The following is a 21,384-nucleotide window of genomic DNA, read 5'->3' on the forward strand; positions in this document are numbered from 1 at the left end:
TGGTGCTCCCCTCAGCCCCGGATCTTGAATCGGTCGCCGGTGTCCTCGCTCGGCTGGACGACGACGAAGCCCTGTCCCTTGAAGCCGATCTGGAAGGCCTCGCCGCTGCCGCGGCCGATGAGGGCGCTCGCCTTGATGGTGCGGCGGGCCTTCATCTCCAGGCCGGTGGTCCAGGCGACGAGGGCGTCCGGGTCGACGTAGGTCTCGCGTTCGGCGCAGTCCAGGGCCATCGGGATGCCCCGGCTGACCAGGGCGACCCAGCCGGTGCCCTTGATCACGAGGTTGGTCAGGCCGGAGCCGGACAGCTTGGCGAGTCCCTTGACCGGCTCGATGGCCAGTTCCAGCGAGGCGTCGCAGGCCAGCAGGGTGGCGCCGTTGACCGAAAGGGCCTCGCCGTTGAGGTGCAGGACGAGGACGTCGCCGCCGTAGTCGGCCAGGTAGAGATCGCCGTCGCCGCGCGCCAGCATCAGCTTGCCGCCCTCGCCGCTGACCATCTCCTCAGCCGAGCGGCGCAGGCTCGCGGGCGCCCCGTCGAACTGCACATAACCGTCGTAGGCGATCATCGAGCCGGCCTTGGCGATCAGGTCCTGTCCGGTGACCATGGTGACCTTGAGCGTCTTGGAGCTGTGCACACTCATGCGGACGCCGGTCGCGGCGGCGCGGTGCGCACTCAGAGTCTGGGAGTCCATGGCCTCACACCTCGAAGGGCTGTACGACGACGAAGTTGCCGGGGGCGCCGCGGAACTGGAGGTTCACGGCCTCGGTGGTCTGCCGGGCGTACCCGGAGCGGCGCAGCCTGAGCGAGGTCGTGGTGACCGCCTGCGCACCGGCGGACCAGGCGATGACGGCGTTGCCGTCGACGTAGGTGGCCGCGCCGACCGGGAGGACGACGGGCACACCGCGGGTCTTGACGACGACCGCGCCGGTGCCGGAGAAGAGCATGCTGAAGAAGCCCCCGCCGGGCAGTCCCGCGCCCTCGATGCGGCGGACCTCGGTCTCCAGCGTCTCGTCGAAGGCCAGCACGCCCTGGGCGCTGGTGTAGAGCTGCTCGCCCTGGAGGCGGATCACGAAGACCCGGCTGGCCTCGTCGGCGAGGAACACCTCGCCGTTGCCGGTGCAGCGCATCAGGGACATGCCCTGGCCGGTGAGCGCCCCGGTGAGCTTGCCGAGCAGACCCGAGCCCTTGTGGGCGAAGTCGATGTCGCCCTGGTAGGCGACCATGCTGCCCTGCTTGGCGAGGATGGGGGCGTCCTTGGTGAGGGTGGCCCGCACCAGGTTCGTGTTCTGCTCGGTCCAGCGGTCACCGACGGGGGCTTCCGCGTACTTCGTCAGGACGACCCGGACGTTGGCCTCGGGCGGCACCGGGGCGAGCTGGGTGCCGCCGCCGAAGGGCTGCGCCTGGCCGGGGAAGGCTCCGGGGGTGCCGGGGGGCGCGAACTGGCCGGCGACGGCGCCCGGAGGCGTGAACTGTCCCGCGGGTGCGCCGGGGGGCGCGAATTGTCCCGCCGGAGGTGCGCCGGGCGGGGTGAAGGTCTGACCGGGAGGAGTGAACGTCTGCGGGCTCGTCGGCGCGGGGGGAGCGGGCGGGGTGGTCCCGGCGACCGGCGCAGCGGCGGGCGCGGGGGCCGGCGGGGCGCCGAACGAAGGTGCTGGCGCGGCGGTCTGCGGGGGCGGGGCGAAGGCCGGCGCCTGGGACTGGGCCGGGACGGCGGGCTGCTGGGGCGCGGCCTCGGGCTCCTCCTCGGCGACCTCGCCGCCGAAGTTCTTCAGCAGCGCGTCGAGGCCGCCGTCGAAGCCCTGGCCGACCGCGGCGAACCGCCAGACGTCCTTCAGGTACAGGTCGCCCACCATCACGGCACGCTCGGTGGAGAACTCGCTGCCGTCGAAGGAGTACCGGGCCACTTCCTCGCCACCGGCGACGATGCGGAGGTAGCCGGGGGCGATCTGGGACATCTGGCCGGCGCCGTCGATCGTCGCCGTGAACGACAGCTTCTGGATCTGCGACGGAATCTGATCGAGCGTGACCCGGAACGATTCCGTGTCGCCCGACTGCGCGCCCAGGAGCTGGATCGAGTCCTCGGGGGACTTCGGCTGGTTGAAGAAGATGAAGTACCGGTCGTCCGAGAGCCGTTCGTCGGCGTCGAGGCCGAAGCAGCTGATGTCGAAGGTCAGTCCGGGGCCGGAGATCTGCACACCTACATACAGGTCCGTGCCCGCGGTCAGGTCACTGATCTTGGCCTTGTGGCCGCGTTGGAATTCCCTGGCCATGCGTAACGACCGTCCCCCATCCCGAATACGAGTGCGTCGCGACAGGCTAACGGCAAACTCGGACACCGGTGCAGGCCGGTACAGATCCGGTACAAAAACCCGTTCGAGTCGGCGGTCACTCTCCGCGGGCGTCCGGAAGGTGCGGCAACCGGTCCGCGGCGACCACGCCTTCGAGATAGCCCTTGGCCCGCTCAGTGCGCGGATAGGCCTCCAGCAAGCGCCAGAAACGGGGCCCGTGGCCGGGCACGAGCAGATGCGCGAGCTCATGGAGCAGGACGTAGTCCACGACGTACTCCGGCATGCCCTGAAGCCGGTGTGAGAGCCGGATGCTGCCCTCGGACGGGGTGCACGAGCCCCAGCGGGTGTTCTGGTTGGTGACCCAGCGCACCGAGGCGGGCCGTGCCCGGCCGTCGAAGTACTGGGCCGAAAGCCGCTGGGCGCGCTCGGAGAGCTCGGTGTCCCCGAGGACCCGTTTGCTCTCCTGGGCGGCCAGCTTGTCGAGCATGACGCTCACCCAGCGCTGCTCCTCGGCCTCGGACATCCGGGCAGGGATGAGCACGACGGTGCGATCGCCCTCGCGGTACGCGGAGACCGTCCGGCGGCGACGGCTGCTCCTGCGTACCTCGATCGCGCTCGCCCCCGAGCCGCTCGGCGGCTGGCTCGTCGTACTGCGCTGTGGCTTTCCGGCGCTGTGCAGTGGGTCGGCGGGCACGCCCTGACGTTACCCGCTGCACACGGGTGAAGTCCCGACTCCGGGACGGTTCGGTTCCGATCGCCCGCCATGCGTCTGATTTGTACGACGAATGGCCCTCACCTGTGGACAACTTTCGGCACGTGACGGCCGGGTCCGGGCATCCTGGCACCGCCGCCTGAGCCACGACCGGCCGTCGTCCGGGCTCCGGCGACGGACGGGGACGTTCTACGAGGGCTACGGGGGCCTGTCATGCAAGCAGTGGTTCCGCTCGAGCACACCATGGTTCCGCAGATGAAGCCCGCGCTCCGGCGCGGGTGGCGCGATCTCAACACCGTGCAGTTCGGGATGACCCCGGCGCACGCGATGACGCTGGGTCCGGTGGACACGGCGACGGGCAGCTTCCTCGACCTGCTCAACGGCACGCGGGGTCTCGCGCTGCTGCGGGAGGAGGGACGCCGTATGGATCTGCCCGAGGGCCATGTCGACACGCTGGTGGGGCGGCTCGCACGCTCCGGACTCGTCGACGACGCGAGGGGCGGCGGGCCGGACGCGGACACGCTGCGGGGGAAGAAGGAGGTCCTCGACCGGCTGGCACCCGACCTGGCGTCCCTCTCGCTGACCACGTCGGAGCCGGGTGAGGCGATGAGACTCCTGGCCGCCCGCCGTTCACTGCGCGTGCAGATCAGAGGTGCCGGCCGGGTGGGTGTGGTGCTGGCCGCGCTGCTCTCGGGCGCCGGCGTCGGGGAGGTCGACGTGCGGGACAGCGGGCGGGTCGAGCCCTGGGACGTGGCTCCGGGTGGGCTGCCCGCCGGCTCGGTCGGCGACCGCAGGGACACGGCCGCACGCCGGGCGGTGTCCGCGGCGGCTCCGGGGCGCCCGCCCCGCGGCGGCTCCCGGGCCTCGGCCGGCGCGGACGACCCCGGGTTCTCCCTGGTGATCCTGGCCCCGCGGGACGACGTCGACGTGCACGCGCCCGCCCCGGCCACCGGGGAGCCCCTCGTGAGATCCGGCACACCTCATCTGTACGCCGGTGTGGTCGAGGCGACAGGAGTGGTCGGTCCTCTCGTCCTGCCGGGCGAGACGGGCTGCGCGGGCTGTCTCCACGAGACGCGGACCGACCGCGATCAGGCCTGGCCCCGGCTTGTCGCCCAGTGGCGTTCGGGCAGCAGACGGCTTGCGGCGCGGCCCTGTGACCTGGCACTGGCCACCGCAGTCGCCGGACTCGCGGCCTCGCACGCGCTCGCCTTCCTGGACGGCCGCCTCCCGTCGAGCGCGGGTGCCCGCTGGGAGGTCTCACTGCCCAATCTGAGCTGGCACGCGCGGCCGGTCTGGCCGCATTCCGCATGTCCGTGCGGAGCCGCGGAGAAAGGTAAGGGAGAACACACCTCCAAGGAGGAGGCTGCGCACGAGACAATGACGGAGCAAGGGTCGTCGGAGGAGCTGTGCCGCAAGGCAACCGCGCCACGGCCTGCTGGGACCTGGAGGGCGCATGTCTGATCTTCCCCGGAAGGCGGTCACCCGGACCGCCAAGCTCGCCGCGCTCCCGCTCGGCTTCGCCGGGCGGGCCACCTGGGGACTCGGCAAGCGGATCGTGGGCGAGTCCGCGGAGATCGTCGGCCGCGAGCTGCAACAGCGCACCGCCGACCAGTTGTTCAAGGTGCTCGGGGAGCTCAAGGGCGGAGCCATGAAGTTCGGCCAGGCCCTGTCCGTCTTCGAGTCGGCGCTCCCCGAGGAGGTCGCAGGCCCCTACCGCGCGGCCCTGACGAAGCTGCAGGAGGCGGCGCCCCCGATGCCGACCCGCACCGTGCACACCGTGCTCGAGGAGCGGCTGGGCGAGGACTGGCGGGAGCTGTTCGCCGAGTTCGACGACAAGCCCTCCGCGGCGGCGTCCATCGGCCAGGTGCACCGGGCCGTGTGGCACGACGGGCGTGAGGTGGCGGTCAAGGTCCAGTACCCGGGAGCCGGCGAGGCCCTGCTGTCCGATCTGAACCAACTGGGCCGTTTCGCCCGTCTGCTGGGGCCCCTCGTCCCCGGTATCGACATCAAGCCGCTCATCGCCGAGCTGCGCGACCGGGTCTCGGAGGAGCTCGACTACGGCCTGGAGGCACAGGCCCAGCAGGCCCACGCGGAGGAGTTCGCGGACGATCCGGACGTCTTGGTCCCGGCCGTGGTCCACCAGAGCGACCAGGTCCTGATCACGGAGTGGATCGACGGTGTACCCCTGTCGGAGGTGATCTCCGACGGCACCCAGGAGCAGCGCGACCGCGCCGGACAACTCCTGGCCCGTTTCCTCTTCTCCGGCCCCGCCCGCACCGGCCTGTTGCACGCCGACCCGCACCCGGGCAACTTCCGGCTGCTGCCCGGCGGTCCTGACGGCGAGGAGGACTGGCGCCTGGGCGTCCTGGACTTCGGCACGGTCGACCGGCTCCCGGGCGGTCTGCCGGACACCATCGGCACCTGCCTGCGCATGACGCTGGACGGTGAGGCGGACGCGGTCTACGAACTCCTCCGTGTGGAGGGCTTCGTCAAGGAGTCGATAGAGCTGGACCCGGACGCGGTCCTCGACTACCTCCTGCCGATCATCGAACCGGCCGAGGTCGACGAGTTCACCTTCACCCGCGGCTGGATGCGCAGCCAGGCCGCCCGGATCGCAGACCCCCGCTCCCCCGCCCACCAACTGGGCAAACAGCTCAACCTCCCCCCGGCATACCTCCTGATACACCGGGTCACCCTGAGCACCATCGGCGTTCTGTGCCAGCTGGGCGCGACCGTCCGGCTGCGCGAAGAACTGGAGGAATGGCTGCCGGGGTTCGTGCCGGAGGAGGACCTGGACGAGGAGGGTTCCGCGGCGGAGGCGTGAACGGTCTTCGTCAGGTGAAGGCGCCCGACGCGCAACGCACCGCGGGGGCCGGTCCGTTCGGACGGACCGGCCCCCGCGGGGGAGAGCTTCCGCCTCCCGGTGAGCTCAGTTCTGCTCGGTTCGGGAGGCCACCGCTTCAGGTGTGGGTCGGATCTACTGCATGACGGCGATGGCGAGCGCACGGCGAGCACGCAGGGAGGCGCGCTCGGCCCGGCGCTGCATCCGGCGAGCGGTCGCCAGGCGGATCGCCCGGCGTTCCTGCTCGGCCTCATGCAGGCGGTCGTGCATATGCGCACGAGCCAGGGCTTCTGGGATGAGTTGCATCTCTCGGGTCCTGTTCTGACGCGAGTCGGACGCGTCGGTGGTGGTGAAGTCTGGGATCGCGGAGCCGGCGGGCTCGCTGGTGGACGGCTTCATCGGGGCCTGCTTCGTGGGGTCGTTCGTGAGGGGGCGGTCGATCGTTCCTGCGGTGTTCATGCCGTGACCGGGTTCTTGCGCGGGCGACCACGCGGCCGCTTCCGGGCGACGACAACACCCTGGACGAACAGCTCGCCACCCCAGACGCCCCAGGGCTCACGCCGCTCCTTGGCGCCGGCGAGGCAGGCCTCCATCAGCGGGCAGGTGCGGCAGAGGGACTTGGCGTACTCGACGTCGGCCGGCGACTCGGCGAAGAAGACCTCCGGGTCGTAGGAACGGCAGGGGACGGGTACGCCGAGGTTCTCGATGGCGTCGTCGAGCGCGGTGAGCGCGGTGAGCGGAGTCAAGGCGGAGTCCTCCGTGAGGCCGGGCGGGGGGATCGTTTCGGAAGGCGGTACGGACGGGGCGTGCGCTTCGAGTTGCACGGTTCGTCTTCCTCGTCTGTTCGGTCCGGCCCTGTTGGACCGGTAGTCGCTTGGTACCGGGTTCTTTTCTTGTCCCGAGGCCCCTTCGCTCCGCTCTCCCCGTTCGGGGAAAACAGAAGGGCCGCGGATCCCGGATGGGGTTCCGCGGCCCTGAAGGCGCCGGCCTGATCGACGATCAGGCTGGATCACTCCAGGGTTCTGGCCCACGGAAGGCCCACATCAGGTGGTGCTGCGTCGTCTGCTTCCGGAATCCGGCACCGGCCGCCGCAAAGGCATAGACATGCGCCTGTGCCACTACTGCTTCCAGTGCCTTGGTCGGTCGCTCATTGCGCTCACGGACGGGAAGGACCGCGAGAGACACGGAGGACGCCGGACGCGCGGCAGGAATGCCGGACAGACCGGTGCCCAGGTTCGAAACGCCGAGCATGCACGCGGAGACGACCGAGCGATCGGTCATTTTGGCCGAGCTGACGGCCTTGCTGCTGTTGATGCTGATCACTTCAATCGCCTCCTCTCGGCGTCTCTGGGGACGGCGGCGCGAGCCGCTGTCCGACGGAAATGCAAGTAGAACACGGAATCGGGGCCTCCGAGAAGGCCTCCGTCCCCGTGGCTAAGAACCTATGGGGATTGCTGGGGCATGCGCAAACTATTTTTCCGACGAGTTGGGATCAGGCCTCGTCTTCTTCTTCCGAAACCTCCTGGCCTGCACAGATGGTCAGCACATCGGCTCCGTACCGGTTGAGCTTGCGCATACCGACGCCCGGGATCCGCGCGAGCTCGTGCTCGTCGTCGGGCACTGCCTCGGCGATCGCCATCAGGGTCTTGTCCGTGAAGACGCAGAAGGCCGGCTGTCCGCTGCGCTGCGCCTGAATGGCACGCCAGTCGCGCAAGCGCTCGTAGAGTCCCTCGTCCATGTCGGAGGGGCAGTCCTCACAACGCATGAGCTTCATCTCGCCCGCGTCGGTGAGCGTGCGCCCGCACACCCGGCAGCGCGCCGGGGTGCGCTGGGTGCGTCTGGGAGCGGCGCCGGCGGGGCTCGTGAAGCCGCGCTCGACGCCTCCGGGACCGCCACCCGCAGTCCGCCCCGCGGTGGCGGTGGAACCGGGACGCAGTCCGTCGAGGAAGCGGCTGGGGCGGCGGTTGGGGCGGCCGCCGGGCGAGCGGGAGAGCGACCAGGAGACGTGAAGGCGCTCGCGGGCGCGGGTGACACCGACATAGAGGAGCCGGCGCTCCTCCTCGATCTGCTCGTCCGTCTTCGCGTAGGTGATCGGCATCATGCCCTCGGCGACACCGACCAGGAACACGGCGTCCCACTCCAGGCCCTTGGCCGAGTGCAGGGAGGCGAGGGTGACGCCCTCGACGGTAGGGGCGTGCTGGGCGCCGGCCCGCTCGTCGAGTTCGGCCACGAGGTCGTTGAGAGTGGCGCCGGCTCCCGCGGCGGCGAAGTCCTGCGCGAGGTTCACCAGCGCGGCCAGCGATTCCCAGCGCTCCCTGACGGCTCCGGAGCCGGCCGGCGGCACGGTGGTCCAGCCCTCGCCCGACAGCACGGCACGCACCTGCGAGGGCAGGTCGACGGCGTCGTCCAACCGCGAGTCGTTGCCGCCGAAGCGGGCCGCGCCCCGGAGGTTGACGATGGCCCTGCGTACTTCGGGACGGTCGAAGAACCGCTCGGCGCCGCGCAGCTGATAGGGCACTCCGGCGTCGGCCAGGGCCTGTTCATAGGTCTCGGACTGGGAGTTGGTGCGGAACAGGATGGCGATCTCGCTGGCCCGGACGCCCGCGTCCATGAGCTCCCGGATGCGGCGGGCGGCTCCCTCGGCCTCGGAGGGCTCGTCGGTGTACTCGGTGTGGACGGGTTCGGGGCCGGGGCGGCGCTGGGAGATCAGTTCCAGCCGGTGGTCGGCGGCGCGGCCGCGGGCCTGGGCGAGCAGGCCGTTGGCGAGATGGACGACCTGGGGCGTGGAGCGGTAGTCGCGGACCAGCTTGACGACGGTGGCGCCGGGGTGACGGGTACGGAAGTCGAGGAGATGGTCGGGAGTTGCGCCAGTGAAGGAGTAGATCGTCTGGCTGGCGTCGCCGACGACGCACAGGCTGTCGCGGCGCCCGAGCCACAGATCCAGCAGGCGCTGCTGGAGGGGGCTGACGTCCTGGTACTCGTCGACGACGAAGTGCTGGTACTGGGAACGGACCTGTTCGGCGATGTCGTGCCGGTCCTGGAGGATGGCGACGGTCAGCAGCAGGACGTCCTCGAAGTCGATGACGGCGCGATCGCGTTTGAGGTCCTCGTAGGCGGCGTAGAGCTGTGCGATCTCGGCCGCGGCGCGAGGGGTCTCGCGGCCGGCCTTCGCTGCCGCGAGGGCGTAGTCGGAGGGGACGGTCTGGGTGACCTTGGACCATTCGATCTCACCGGTGACGTCCCTCAGCTCGCCCCGGTCGAGGCGGATGCGGCAGGCGGCGGCCGCGTCGGCGACGAGCTGGATCTTGCGGTCGACGAGCCGGGGCATGGAGCCACCGACGGCTTTCGGCCAGAAGTACTGGAGCTGGCGCAGGGCCGCCGAGTGGAACGTACGCGCCTGGACGCCCGCGGCGCCGAGCTGGCGCAGTCGCCCGCGCATCTCTCCGGCGGCGCGGTTGGTGAAGGTGACGGCGAGCACGCTGGAGGGCTGGAGGATGCCGGCCCGCACCCCGTAGGCGATGCGATGGGTGATCGCCCGGGTCTTGCCGGTACCGGCGCCCGCCAGCACGCACACCGGCCCGTGCAGGGCGGTGGCCACCTCGCGCTGTTCGGGATCAAGCCCTTCGAGCACCGCGTCGGCAGAGTCCGGTGTGCGCGGGAAGAGCGTGGAGTGCGTTGCTGCTGTCACACGGCCATGCTGCCAGGTCGGCGGAGACGGGTGAGCCGGTTGTCCACAGGCAGGTAGCCGCAGTCGTACTAATGCGGCAGGCGTCACCTGGCCGGGCACCCGGGCCGGGAATGGCGCTCAGGTCTCCTACGTTCCCTCAACGGACGATCTCTTCCCCCGGGCCACCGAAGGAGCGCGCGAGACATGCAGGGCAGTGTGACGATGTACAGCACCACATGGTGCGGTTACTGCCAGCGGCTGAAGAAGCAGCTGGACCGCGAGGGCATCGCGTACACCGAGATCAACATCGAGCAGGACCCGGCGTCCGCGGCTTTCGTGGAGAAGGCGAACGGCGGGAATCAGACGGTTCCCACGGTTCAGGTGGTTCCCTCCAGCGGTGGCTCTGAGGTCGTGATGACGAACCCGAGCCTTGCCCAGGTGAAGCAGGCGCTCGGCGTCTGACTCACCTGACGCACACGACCCCCGACCGGCCTGGCACCGGAATCGGGGGTTTTGTGTGCCCGCCCTGTACGAGGCGGCTGGACGGTAGCGTGATCGAACATGACGACCGAGGACGAGGCGGACCGTGAGGCGCTGGTCGGGGGCATGGCGAATGCGGGCGCGGTCTTCCGCCGGGGTGCGTTGGTGGAACGCCCGGCACCGCATAACTCACACGCCCTCCATGCCCACCTTCTCGCGCTGAAAGAGCACGGCTTCGACGCGGCTCCGACTCCCGTGGGCCCGACCGCTGACGGTCGGGAGCGGCTGACCTTCATCCCGGGCGACGTGGCTCTGCCACCGTTCCCGCCCTGGGTGCTGACGACAACCGCCCTCGAATCGGTGGGGAACCTGCTGCGCCGCCTGCACGAGGTCAGCGTGTCCATCGCTGTCGACACAGACGTCGAGTGGCCCCAGGACCTCTCCGACCCGGAGGGCGGAACGATGGTGTGCCACAACGACGTGTGCCCGGAGAACGTCGTCTTCCGCGACGGTCGTGCCGCCGCCTTGATCGATTTCGACCTGGCGGCTCCGGGCCGTCCCCTCTGGGACGTGGCCATGACCGCCCGCTACTGGGTTCCCATGCTTGATCCGGTGTCCGCGGCTGCCGTGTATCCCGCCGGACTGGACGCGCCTGCACGGCTGCGGACGCTCGCCGACGGCTACGGCCTCTCGCCAGGAGAACGCGCCGAACTGCCCGGCGTCATCGAACAGGCCACGGAGATCTGCCGGGCCTTCGTCGCCCGCCGCGTGGCCGACAGCGATCCTGTTTACCTCCAAGCGCTGGCCGACCGTGGCGGATGGGAACGCTGGGACCGCCTACAGTCCTGGCTGACCGACCACCGCGAGACGTTCACTGTGGCGCTGACCTAGGACTCAAGTGGTTTGTCCCACACCGCCGTGTAGCGCCACAGCAGTCGGCGCCGGTAACGGCAGCCGGGCAGAAGGCGGCGGGCAGCCCTGCGCGCCTCGCCCCAGTGCACGGTCGAGTCCTCCATGGGCATGCCGGACGGTGCCCGCTTGCCGCCCCGTCGCCGTCTGAGGAGCAGGGACACGGGTAGGCCACAGCCGCTGATGATCCAGTCCAGCGCCGTCCTGTTGTACGCCATCCCGACGATCACCAGCCGTCCGCCGGGGGCCAGTAGCCGAACCAGGCTGTCGACCGCCTCCTCGAAGGGCGCGTGGTGCGCCACGGCGACCGCGCTGACGAAGTCGTACCGGCTCTCGGGCAGGGCGGCGCCGTCCAGGTAGTCCGCCTCCAGGAACGTGACGTTCCCGGAGGCGGTCGCGCGCGCCTGCCGGATCATCTCCGGTGAGCGGTCCACGCCCCTGACGAACGCGGCCTTGGTGGCCAGCTTGCGGGCGAGCAGTCCGTCACCGCACCCCACGTCCAGGGCCTCGCGGCAGCCGTCCGGTACGGCGTCGAGCACCAGGCGGTGGTAGTGGACGTTGTGGTTCCAGTACGGGTCGGGCATGCCCGTCCTCTCAGACGAAACTCCTCGTCGGCAGCGGCTTGCCGTACCAGAGCTCGATCAGACGGGCCGCGATCGAGATGCCGTACGGCGGGAGGACCTCTCCGGCCTCGAAGGCGGCGCCCAGTTCGTCGCGGGAGAACCAGCGGGCCTCGTGGATCTCGTCCCCGTCGACATTGATCTCGGTGGAGGTGGCACGGGCCATGAAGCCGAGCATGAGGCTGGAGGGGAACGGCCAGGGCTGGCTGGCAACGTACTCGACCGGCCCGACGGTGATCCCGGCCTCCTCGAAGACCTCGCGGCGCACCGACTGCTCGATGGACTCGCCCGGCTCGACGAATCCGGCGAGGGTCGAGAAGCGGCCCTCCGGCCAGTGCACCTGGCGGCCGAGCAGGATGCGGTCCTCGTCGTCCGTGACGGCCATGATCACGGCCGGGTCGGTGCGCGGGTAGTGCTCGGCGCCGCAGGCCTGGCAGCGGCGGATGTGGCCGGCCGCGGCGATGACGGTGCGCTCGCCGCAGCGGGAGCAGAAGCGGTGGGTCCGCTGCCAGTTCTCCAGGCCGACCGCGTGCACCATCAGGCCCGCCTCGCGCGCGGACAGCAGCAGGCCGGCCTCGCGCAGTCCGGCCGGACGCGCGGACTGGTCGATGCGGCCGGGCAGGGCGTCCTTCTGGAGGGCGAAGTAGCGGACGCCCTCCTCGTCGATGCCGAGGAAGTAGCGGTGTGCCTCGGTGAGCGGGGCTTCGAAGGACGGGGTCATGACGAGTTCGGTACGGCCGTCAGCCGTCTCGTCGATCAGGACCTGACCGCCGGAAACCACGAAGCAGCGGGTTGTGGGGTGGCTCCACGCTGCCGCGAGCCAGGCCTCGTCGAGCCGGTGGTGCGCGGCGCGGTCGATGCCGCTGGGGGCGGTGAGCGAGACGGGACGGTCGGCGGTGTGGTCGGTCCAGGTGGTCACGGGTGCTTCCAACTCCCCCGGTGCAGCGGATTGTTTCGGCGAACGGTTCGGCGGGACGTACGTCGGAGGGCGACCGGGTCCGGCGGGGCCTCGCGGTACGGGGCGGCCCTTTCAGGGTGCCCCGCGCGCTGCCGGGCCGGGCGGCGCGGGACGGTCAGGGCGCGTGGCTCCAGTGCTCGGCGAGATCACCCCAAAGGTACGCGGAGGCCTCGACGCCCTTGAGCAGCAGATCGAGCTCGACCTTCTCGTTCGGCGCGTGCCAGCCGTCGGAGGGGACGGAGATGCCGAGGAACAGCACGGGTGCGCCGAGGACGTCCCGGAGGTCGGCGGCGGGGCCGGAGCCACCTTCGCGGGTGAAGCGGACCGAGCTCTCGAAGGCGCGGCCCAGGGCGCGGACCACGGACTGCAGCGCGGGGTGGTCGAGCGGGGTCAGGCACGGGCGTGTGGCGGGCGCGAAGGTGATCTCGTGCCGGATCCCGGCGGGCACCTGCTCGGTGGCCCAGGCCCGGACGGCCTTCTCGATGTGGTCGGGATCCTGGCCCGCGACCAGACGGAACGACAGCTTCACCATGGCCGACGACGGGATGATCGTCTTGCTCCCGGGGCCCTGGTAGCCGCCGCCGATGCCGTTGACCTCGGCGGTGGGGCGGGCCCAGATCCGCTCCAGGGTGGTGTGTCCGGACTCGCCGTGGGTGGCGTGCGACCTGGCCGTGTGCAGCCACTGCTCCTCGTCGAAGGGGAGCTCGGCGAAGAGTTCACGCTCACGATCGGTCAGTTCGACGATGCCGTCGTAGAAGCCGGGGACGGTCACGCGTGCGTGCTCGTCGTGCAGGGCGGCGACCAGACGGGCGACCGCCGTGGCCGGGTTGGGCACAGCACCGCCGAAGGCCCCCGAGTGGATGTCCTGGTCGGGGCCGTACAGCCGGATCTCGCACTCGGCGAGGCCGCGCATGCCGGTGCACACGGTGGGGGTGTTCTCGTCCCACATGCTGGTGTCGGAGACGATCACGGCGTCGGCGGCGAGCCGGTGCGTGTGCTCCTCGACGAGGGCGCGGAAGTGGGGTGAGCCGGACTCCTCCTCGCCCTCGATCAGCAGCTTCAGAGTCACCGCGGGGGCGGTGCGGCCGGTGGCGGCGAGATGGGCGCGGACACCGAGGGCGTGGAAGAGGACCTGGCCCTTGTCGTCGGCCGCCCCGCGCGCGTAGAGGCGGTTGTCGCGGACGACCGGCTCGAACGGGTCGCTGTCCCAGCCGTCCTCGCGGGCGGCGGGCTGTACGTCGTGGTGACCGTAGACGAGGACCGTGGGCGCCGTCGGGTCCTCGGCGGGCCACTCGGCGAAGACGGCGGGCGCTCCCGGCGTCTCCCAGACCTCGGCCGTGGGGAACCCGGTCTCCTTGAGCTTGGCAGCGAGCCAGTCGGCACTGCGGCGTACATCGGGGCCGTGGTCGGGCTGCGCCGAGACGGACGGGATGCGCAGCCATTCGACGAGGTCGTCGAGGAAGGCGGCGCGGTGCTGCTCGATGTACGTACGGACGGCGCTGACGGCACTGTCAACGGGTTGGCTCATGGTCACGAGCCTATCGGCCCGCGCCGACATCCTCGGTGGGCGGTTCCTCACAGTGTGCTTGCGCGGAACCGCTCGGCTGCCCTCCCGGTCCCTGGGTGAGCAGCCGCTCCAGTGCTGCCCGGCCGGGCAGGTCCCCGGGGCGTACGACTTCTCCGGTACGGACGTAGAGGAACGCGGCCGTGACCGATTCCACAGGGACGCCCTGCCGCTCGGCCCAGGCCAACCGGTACACGGCGAGCTGGAGGGGATCGGCGGTGCGGGTGCGGCCGGTCTTCCAGTCGACGATCTCGTACGTCGTCGTGTCCCCGTCGCCGTGTCGGTAGACGGCGTCGATACGGCCCCGGATCACGCGGCCTGCGATGGCGAGCTGGAAGGGCGTCTCGACCCGGTAGGGGGTGCGGTGGGCGTACTCGCTGCGCTCGAAGGCGTCCTTGAGGGCTTCCAGGTCGCGTTCGTCGGCGATCTCGGCGTCGCTGCCGGGCAGGTCGTCCGGTTCGAGCATGGGCAGCGTCAGGGCTTCGAAGCGGGCTTCGACCCAGGCGTGGAACCGGGTGCCCTGACGTGCGGCGGGTTGCGGGGGGCGCGGCATGGGGCGCGCGAGCTCCTGTGCGAGCCCGTCCGGATCGCTCGCCAGACGCAGGACCTGGGACGCGGTGAGTGACGCGGGCAGGGGCACGTCGGTGACGGCTTGCCGTACGCGCAGGAGTTCCCCGGCCAGGGCGTCGAGGTCGCGGTCCCAGGAGGCGATGGTGCGGGCTTCCTCGGGGGTGAGCCGGGGGTGCGTGGGGGGCTGCTGCAAGGCGCGTGGGTGCTTGGGCTGGCGCTCCGGACCGTGGGCGCGCGCCTCCTGGGGCTCACGCTCCTCGGGATGGCTGCGCGGGCCCTCGTCGGGGCCGGGCGGCTCGGCACCGTCCGGGGACGTGGCCTGGTGCGGGACGGCCGCGCGGACCGTCGTCCAGGTGTCCCAGTCGGCGGGGTCCTCCGGGAGGGGCTCGTCCTCGGCGTCCGCGAAGTCATCCGGGTCCGGTTCTGCGAAGTCCCGCTCCGCGAGGTCCCGGTCGTCGAAGTCCGGCTCCTCGTCATCCGGTGGTGGGGGCCAGTCCGGGTCGTCGTAGGTGTCCGGGTCGTGGGCGGCCGCGGGATGGCCGTCCGTGGGGGAGGCGAGGTTCTCCAGATGGGCCAGGACCGTCTCGGCGGCGGCTCGGCGGCGCGCGAGGGCGGTGTCGTCGAGGGGCAGGGGCCAGACCTGGTCGGCGCTCTGTGCGTGCAGGGCCGGGTTCTCCGCGTCCTCGGCGGGTTCGTCGGCCCAGGCCTCGATCTCGCCGTAGCCGGCCGTGCAGTGGTCGGACAGGGCCTTGAGGAAGTCGGACGGGCCTCGGGGCTTCTTCTGTGTCGGTCCCCACCAGTGGCCGGAGCCGAGGAGGAGGGAGCGGGGGCGGGTGAAGGTGACGTAGCCGAGGCGGAGTTCCTCGGTGTGCTGGTGGTCCTTCATGGCCTCGTGGAAGGCCTTCATGCCGCGTGAGTCCCAGGAGTCGATGTCGGGCAGGGTGTCGGTGTCGCCACGCAGCGCGTGCGGCAGCACCTTGCCCTGGGCGGTCCACTTCTCGCGCCCCTGGGTGCTCGGGAAGGTCCCGGTGACCAGGCCGGGGACGGCGACGACATCCCACTCCAGGCCCTTGGACTTGTGCGCGGTGAGCACCTTGACGGTGTTCTCGCCGCCGGGCAGTGCGTTGTCGAGGCCCTTCTCGTACTGGGCGGCGGTGCGCAGGAAGCCGAGGAAGGCGAGGAGGGTCGCCTCGTTGTCGCCCGCCGCGAACGAGGCGGCGATGTCGAGGAAGTTGGACAGGGTCTCGCGGCGACGGGCGGCCAACGCGTGCGGGGACGCCGCCAGTTCGACCTCCAGGCCGGTGACGGCGAGGACGCGGTGCAGAACGTCCATCAAGGGGTCGGCGAGGGAGCGGCGGAGGTCGCGCAGTTCGGCGGCCAGGCGCGCGAACCGCACGCGCGCGTCCGGCGAGAAGGGCAGCCCGTCGTCGTCCTCGTCGTCGCTGTAGAGGGGTGTCTCCAGGAAGGTCTCCAGGGCGTCGGCGAGCGATATCACCTCGGCCGGGTCGACCCCCTCGACGGCCTCGGCGAGCCGGCGGTCGGGGTCGTCGTCGCCGTCCACGCGCGTGTACGACACGAGTCGCCGGGCACGCCGGCCGAGGAGGGCGAGGTCGCGCGGGCCGATGCGCCAGCGCGGGCCGGTCAGCAGGCGGACCAGGGCGGCGTTGGCACCGGGGTCCTGGAGGACCTCGCAGACGGCGACCAGGTCGGCGACCTCGGGCAGGTGCAGCAGGCCCGAGAGCCCCACCACCTCCACCGGGACGTCCCGTTCGACGAGGGCGCCCTGGATCTCGGCGAAGTCGGTCGCCGTGCGGCACAGGACGGCGATCTCACCGGGCTCCTTCCCGGTCCGTACGAGATGGGCGATCGAATCCGCGAGCCAGTCGATCTCCTCGGCGTGGGTGGGCAGGAGAGCGCAGCGCACCATGCCGTCGTGCTCGGCGCCGGGGGCCGGGCGAAGGGCCTCCACGCCCGCGTGCATGGCGCGCAGGGGCTCGGCGAGGCCGTTGGCGAGGTCGAGGAGGCGGCCGCCGCTGCGGCGGTTCTCGCTGAGCGCCTGACGCGTGGCGGGCCGGCCGTCGGGGTGGGCGAAGTGTTCGGGGAAGTCGTCGAGGTTGGCGACGGATGCGCCGCGCCAGCCGTAGATGGCCTGGCAGGGGTCGCCGACGGCGGTGACCGGATGGCCGGTGCCGCCGCCGAACAGGCCTGCCAGCAGGACGCGCTGGGCGACCGAGGTGTCCTGGTACTCGTCGAGCAGCACCACCTTGAACTCGTCGCGCAGGATGCGGCCCACCTCCGGGGCCCCCGCGAGGCGTGCGGACAGGGCGATCTGGTCGCCGAAGTCGAGCAGGTCGCGTTCGCGTTTGGCGGTGCGGTAGCGGACGACCAGGTCGGCGAGTTCACGGCGGGCGGCGGCCGTCTCGGGGACCTTGCGCAGGGCGTCGTTGGTGAGCTTGGCGCCCTGCAGGTCGCGCAGCAGTTCGGCGTCGTACGCGCGCAGGCGCTCGGGGTGTACGAGGTGCTCGGCGAGTTCCGCGTCGAGGGTGAGGAGGTCGCTGACGAGGTCGGCGAAGGAGCGGGTCAGGGCCGGGTAGGGGCCCGGGGCCTCGCGCAGTACGCGCGCGGCGAGTTGGTAGCGGGTGGCGTCGGCGAGCAGCCTGGAGGTGGGTTCGAGCCCGATGCGCAGGCCGTGGTCGGTCAGCAGGCGGCCCGCGAAGGCGTGGTAGGTGGAGATCACGGGTTCGCCCGGCGGGTTGTCCGGGTCGATGACGTCGGGGTCGGTGACGCCGGCCTTGATGAGTGCCTTGCGGACGCGCTCGGCGAGTTCTCCGGCGGCCTTGTTGGTGAAGGTGAGGCCGAGGACCTGTTCGGGGGCGACCTGGCCGGTGCCGACCAGCCATACCACGCGGGCCGCCATCACCGTCGTCTTGCCCGAGCCGGCGCCGGCCACGATCACCTGTGGGGCGGGCGGCGCGGTGATGCAGGCCGTCTGCTCCGGGGTGAACGGGATACCGAGGAGCTCCTTGAGCTGATCGGGATCGGTGATACGGGCGGGCATGTCGCAGAGGCTAGCGGCGCGCACTGACAACGGAGGACGAATCACCTCGGCGGGCCGGAAGAAGCGCAGGTCAGCACGCGTGGTGCGACTGATCACACCGGTGTGCCCACCTCACTCCACGATCTGCCGTCCTTCCGGTTGGGCGCTGCACGAGGCCCGGAAGGCGCAATGGGAGCAGTGCTGCCCCGCGTTCGGTGTGAACCGTTCGTCGAGGACCTTCCCCGCCGCCGTGGCGAGCAGATCTCCGACCCACTCCCCTTCCAGCGGTTCCTGCGCCTGCACCTTGGGGAGGGTCTCGCCGCCGTCCCGCTTGGGGGCGCCCTGGCGCAGCTGGACGAGTTCGGCGCCGCCCGGCTCCGGCCGTACCCCGTCGAAGGCCTCGTCGACGGCGCCCTCGCGGACGGCTAGCTGGTAGACGGCGAGCTGGGGGTGGCGTTCGACCTCGGCGGAACTCACGGGCTGCTTGCCCGTCTTGAAGTCGACGACATACGCGCGGCCCTCGCCGTCGGCCTCCACGCGGTCCATCTGGCCGCGGATGCGCACCTCGACCTCGCCCGCCTCCAGGGTGACGTCGAAGTCGTGTTCGCTGGCCACCGGCGTGCGGCCGGTGCGGTCCATGACGTGCCACTTCAGGAAGCGTTCGAGCGCCACGCGCGCGTTCTCCTTCTCCTGCGCCGACTTCCAGGGCGCGTCGAAGGCGAGCGCGTTCCACACGGAGTCGAGGCGCTCCATGAGGACGTCGAGGTCGGCGGGGGTGTGTCCGGAGGCGACCTCGTCGGCGAGGACGTGCACGACGTTGCCGAAGCCCTGGGCGACCGTCGCCGGCGCGTCGGCCTTCACCTCGCGGCCCAGGAACCACTGGAGGGCGCAGGTGTTGGCGAGCTGGTCGAGGGCGCTGCCGGAGAGCACGACGGGCTGGTCGCGGTCACGCAGCGGCACCTTGGACTCGGTCGGCTCGAACATGCCCCACCAGCGGTAGGGATGGGCGGAGGGGACGAGCGGGCGGCCGTCCTCGTCGGCGAGGGCGGCGAGCCGGGCCAGCCGGCGGGCGGCGGCCTCCCTCAGGGTGTCGGACACGCGTGGGTCGACGGTGGTGGCGCGGAGTTCGGCGACCAGGGCGGCGACGGACAGCGGGCGGCGGGGGCGGCCCGTCACGTCCCTGGGTTCGACGCCGAGTTCGGTCAGGAAACGGGAGGGCTGGTCGCCGTCGTCGGCCGGTGCCTTCACCGCCGTGACCACGAGTCGCTCACGCGCACGCGTGGCGGCCACGTAGAACAGGCGGCGCTCCTCGGCCAGCAGGGCGCCCGGGGTGAGCGGTTCGGCGAGTCCGTCGCGGCCGATGCGGTCGGCCTCCAGCAGGGAGCCGCGGCGGCGCAGGTCCGGCCACAGGCCCTCTTGCACGCCCGCGACGACGACCAGGCGCCACTCCAGTCCCTTGGAGCGGTGCGCGGTCATCAGGCGGACGGCGTCGGGGCGTACGGCACGCCGGGTGAGGGTGTCGGCGGCGATGTCCTCGGCGTCGATCTCCTCCAGGAAGTTCAGGGCGCCGCGGCCTCCGGTGCGCTCCTCCGCGCGCGCGGCGGTCGCGAACAGCGCGCACACGGCGTCGAGATCACGGTCCGCGTTGCGTCCCGCGGCGCCGCCGCGCCGGGCGGCCCGCTCGAGGCGTCCGGGCCACGGTGTGCCCTCCCACAGGTCCCACAGCGCCTCCTCGGCGCTGCCGCCGTTCGCGAGGCGCTCGCGGGCCTTGCCGAGCAGCGCGCCGAGCCGCTGGGCTCCGCGCGCGTACGCGGGGTCGTGCACGGCCAGGCGTTCGGGCTCGGCGAGCGCCCGCGCGAGCAGCACGTCGGAGGGCGGCGGCAGAGCGTTGCCCGCGGCCCGCTCCTCGTCCCGCAGGGCACGGCCGAGGCGGCGCAGGTCGGCGGCGTCCATACCGGCGAGGGGGGAGGCGAGGAGAGTGAGGGCGGTCTCGGTGTCGAGCCAAGAGGTGTCCGACGACGGTTCCGTGGAGGGGGGCTGCGGCTCGTCGGCCGAGTCCTGCTGCGGCCCCTCGTCTGACCCCGACCGCGCCTCCTCCTCCGGCACCGACCCGGCCTCGTCGGAAGCGTTGCCCTCCTCAAGGCGTACGGCACCCTCCGCCGCCTCCGCCGTGGCCACTGCCCGCAATGCCGTCAGCAGCGGCGCCACCGCCGGTTCGTGTCGCAGGGCCAGGTCGTCGCCGTCGATGTCGAGGGGGACCCCGGCCGCTGTGAGTGCGCGTCGGACCGTCGGAATCGTGCGGGATCCCGCGCGCACCAGAACCGCCATCTCGCCCCAGGGGACGCCGTCCTCCAGATGCGCCCGGCGCAAGATGTCCGCGATGTTGTCCAGTTCGGTGCCGGATGTCGGGTACGTGTACACCTCCGCGCGTCCCCCGTCCCGGACCGGGGCGAGCTCGCGGTGGGCGCGGACCTTCTCCGCCGGCAGCCGGGTCAGCGGCATGCGCTGGGTCACCAGACGGGTCGCGGCCAGCAGAGCGGCTCCGGAGCGGCGGGAGGTGCGCAGGACCTCGACGGGGGCCGTCCGGCCGTCCGCGCGCGGGAAGGCGTACGGGAAGTCGAGGATGCCGTTGACGTCCGCGCCACGGAACGCGTAGATCGACTGGTCGGGGTCGCCGAAGGCGACGAGGGTGCGGCCACCCCCGGCGAGCGCCTGCAGCAGCCGTACCTGGGCCGGGTCGGTGTCCTGGTACTCGTCGACGAACACGGCGTCGTACCGGGCGGCGAGTCCCTCGGCGACTTCGGGGCGGCGGGCGAGGAGCACCGCGCGGTGGACGAGTTCGGCGTAGTCGAGGACGCCCTGGAGGTCGAGGACGTCGAGGTACTCGGCGAGGAAGGCGGCCGCGGCCCGCCAGTCGGGGCGGCCGCTGCGGCGGGCGAAGGCGTCGAGGGCGCCTGGTCCGAGGCCCAGCTCGCGGCTGCGGGCGAGGACCGCGCGGACTTCGTCGGCGAAGCCGCGGGTGGTCAGGCAGGCGCGCAGTTCGTCCGGCCAGCGCACGTGCGCGAGGCCGAGCCGCTCCAGGTCGGGCTGACCGGCCAGCAGTTCGCGTACGGCCACGTCCTGCTCGGGACCCGACAGCAGCCGCAGCGGCTCCACGAACAGGTCACTGTCCTGGTGGGCGCGGACCAGGGCGTAGCAGAACGAGTGGAAGGTGGTGGCCTGCGGCGCGCGCGCCGCTCCTATGCGCAGCGCCATGCGGTCGCGCAGCTCGACGGCCGCCTTGCGGCTGAACGTCAGCACGAGCACGCGCGCGGGGTCCCCTCCGCGGGCGATTCGTGAGGCCACCGACTCGACGAGCGTGGTGGTCTTGCCGGTGCCCGGACCTGCAAGAACGAGCAAAGGGCCGCCTCCGTGCTCAACCACGGCGCGCTGTGCGGCGTCCAGACGAGGGGGATCCACCCGCGTCGGCGGGGTACGGACCAGTCGGTAAGCGCCACGGTTCCCCTGTCGCACCGGGGAGTGCGACAGACGCCTGGTGGAGGAAGAGGAGCTCACGTGGTTCGCCGGTCCTGGTGGGTGTGCTGTTGGGCGGCCCGCCGCGCGTGGAGAGCGGTGGACGGGGGGTGAGGGGGACGCGTGCAGCCGACGCTACGCCGACGCCAAGGACGGAAGCAGGACTTCCGCTTCTTCCCGCGCGACCCATGCGGCCCACGCGACCCGTACGTCCCTCACCCCACGA

The 21,384-nt window shown here is 71.7% G+C and carries 16 protein-coding genes; 4 read left to right on the forward strand and 12 right to left on the reverse strand.

All coding sequences use genetic code 11. From position 1 onward, the window contains the following. Positions 1-11: 11 nt before the first annotated feature. The 3 genes from AQJ46_RS05515 to AQJ46_RS05525 all read right to left on the reverse strand — a co-directional run bounded on the left by AQJ46_RS05515 (position 12) and on the right by AQJ46_RS05525 (position 2,980). Entirely contained in the window at positions 12-689 is a 678-nt protein-coding gene (locus AQJ46_RS05515; protein WP_059204536.1) for an AIM24 family protein, read from the reverse strand. A 4-nt stretch (positions 690-693) separates the two neighbouring features. Further along, on the reverse strand, positions 694-2,268 hold the full coding sequence (locus AQJ46_RS05520) for a TerD family protein (protein WP_059204537.1): 1,575 nt from the start codon (positions 2,266-2,268) through the stop codon (positions 694-696). Positions 2,269-2,383: 115 nt separating this feature from the next. After that, positions 2,384-2,980 (reverse strand): M48 metallopeptidase family protein, encoded by a 597-nt coding sequence (locus tag AQJ46_RS05525; protein ID WP_079072137.1) that lies wholly within the window; start codon positions 2,978-2,980, stop codon positions 2,384-2,386. Positions 2,981-3,241: 261 nt separating this feature from the next. Between AQJ46_RS05525 and AQJ46_RS05530 the strand changes: the two genes are divergently transcribed. Together AQJ46_RS05530 and AQJ46_RS05535 are read left to right on the forward strand one after the other, a co-directional pair. Further along, positions 3,242-4,459 (forward strand): TOMM precursor leader peptide-binding protein, encoded by a 1,218-nt coding sequence (locus AQJ46_RS05530; RefSeq protein WP_059205112.1) that lies wholly within the window; start codon positions 3,242-3,244, stop codon positions 4,457-4,459. Next, positions 4,452-5,822: an ABC1 kinase family protein gene (locus AQJ46_RS05535; protein ID WP_059204538.1), complete on the forward strand. Its 1,371-nt coding sequence runs from the start codon at positions 4,452-4,454 to the stop codon at positions 5,820-5,822. Before AQJ46_RS05530 ends, AQJ46_RS05535 begins: the two co-directional genes overlap by 8 nt. Before the next feature lie 153 nt (positions 5,823-5,975). Here AQJ46_RS05535 and AQJ46_RS05540 read toward each other — a convergent pair whose 3' ends face one another. The 4 genes from AQJ46_RS05540 to AQJ46_RS05555 all read right to left on the reverse strand — a co-directional run bounded on the left by AQJ46_RS05540 (position 5,976) and on the right by AQJ46_RS05555 (position 9,528). Continuing rightward, positions 5,976-6,299, reverse strand: coding sequence for a hypothetical protein (locus tag AQJ46_RS05540; protein WP_057612243.1), 324 nt, complete (start codon positions 6,297-6,299; stop codon positions 5,976-5,978). Next, positions 6,296-6,664 carry a WhiB family transcriptional regulator gene (locus AQJ46_RS05545; RefSeq protein WP_030784068.1) on the reverse strand — a complete coding sequence of 123 codons (369 nt, stop codon included), beginning with the start codon at positions 6,662-6,664 and terminating at the stop codon, positions 6,296-6,298. Before AQJ46_RS05545 ends, AQJ46_RS05540 begins: the two co-directional genes overlap by 4 nt. 175 nt (positions 6,665-6,839) lie before the next feature. After that, entirely contained in the window at positions 6,840-7,163 is a 324-nt protein-coding gene (locus AQJ46_RS05550) for a hypothetical protein (protein ID WP_059204539.1), read from the reverse strand. Positions 7,164-7,332: 169 nt separating this feature from the next. Next, positions 7,333-9,528: an ATP-dependent DNA helicase UvrD2 gene (locus tag AQJ46_RS05555; RefSeq protein ID WP_208616888.1), complete on the reverse strand. Its 2,196-nt coding sequence runs from the start codon at positions 9,526-9,528 to the stop codon at positions 7,333-7,335. Between the two features lie 183 nt (positions 9,529-9,711). Between AQJ46_RS05555 and AQJ46_RS05560 the strand changes: the two genes are divergently transcribed. After that, positions 9,712-9,969 (forward strand): mycoredoxin, encoded by a 258-nt coding sequence (locus AQJ46_RS05560; RefSeq protein WP_059204541.1) that lies wholly within the window; start codon positions 9,712-9,714, stop codon positions 9,967-9,969. A 99-nt stretch (positions 9,970-10,068) separates the two neighbouring features. After that, positions 10,069-10,878, forward strand: a complete 810-nt coding sequence (locus AQJ46_RS05565; protein WP_059204542.1) for a phosphotransferase — start codon at positions 10,069-10,071, stop codon at positions 10,876-10,878. Here the strand turns inward: AQJ46_RS05565 and AQJ46_RS05570 are convergent. From AQJ46_RS05570 to AQJ46_RS05590, 5 genes are all read right to left on the reverse strand, one after another. Further along, a complete protein-coding gene (locus AQJ46_RS05570; RefSeq protein WP_059204543.1) occupies positions 10,875-11,480 on the reverse strand; it encodes a class I SAM-dependent methyltransferase in 606 nt (201 codons plus the stop codon). The genes AQJ46_RS05565 and AQJ46_RS05570 overlap by 4 nt on opposite strands. Positions 11,481-11,490: 10 nt before the next feature. After that, entirely contained in the window at positions 11,491-12,435 is a 945-nt protein-coding gene (gene nudC / locus AQJ46_RS05575; RefSeq protein WP_057610091.1) for an NAD(+) diphosphatase, read from the reverse strand. A 154-nt stretch (positions 12,436-12,589) separates the two neighbouring features. After that, positions 12,590-14,002, reverse strand: a complete 1,413-nt coding sequence (locus AQJ46_RS05580; RefSeq protein WP_059205113.1) for a dipeptidase — start codon at positions 14,000-14,002, stop codon at positions 12,590-12,592. Positions 14,003-14,012: 10 nt separating this feature from the next. Continuing rightward, on the reverse strand, positions 14,013-17,666 hold the full coding sequence (locus AQJ46_RS05585) for an ATP-dependent DNA helicase (protein ID WP_059204544.1): 3,654 nt from the start codon (positions 17,664-17,666) through the stop codon (positions 14,013-14,015). Positions 17,667-17,777: 111 nt separating this feature from the next. Further along, positions 17,778-21,200, reverse strand: coding sequence for an ATP-dependent helicase (locus tag AQJ46_RS05590; RefSeq protein ID WP_079072138.1), 3,423 nt, complete (start codon positions 21,198-21,200; stop codon positions 17,778-17,780). Positions 21,201-21,384 lie beyond the last annotated feature (184 nt).

It is taken from the genome of Streptomyces canus, assembly GCF_001514145.1.
Classification (GTDB): Bacteria; Actinomycetota; Actinomycetes; order Streptomycetales; family Streptomycetaceae; genus Streptomyces; species Streptomyces canus.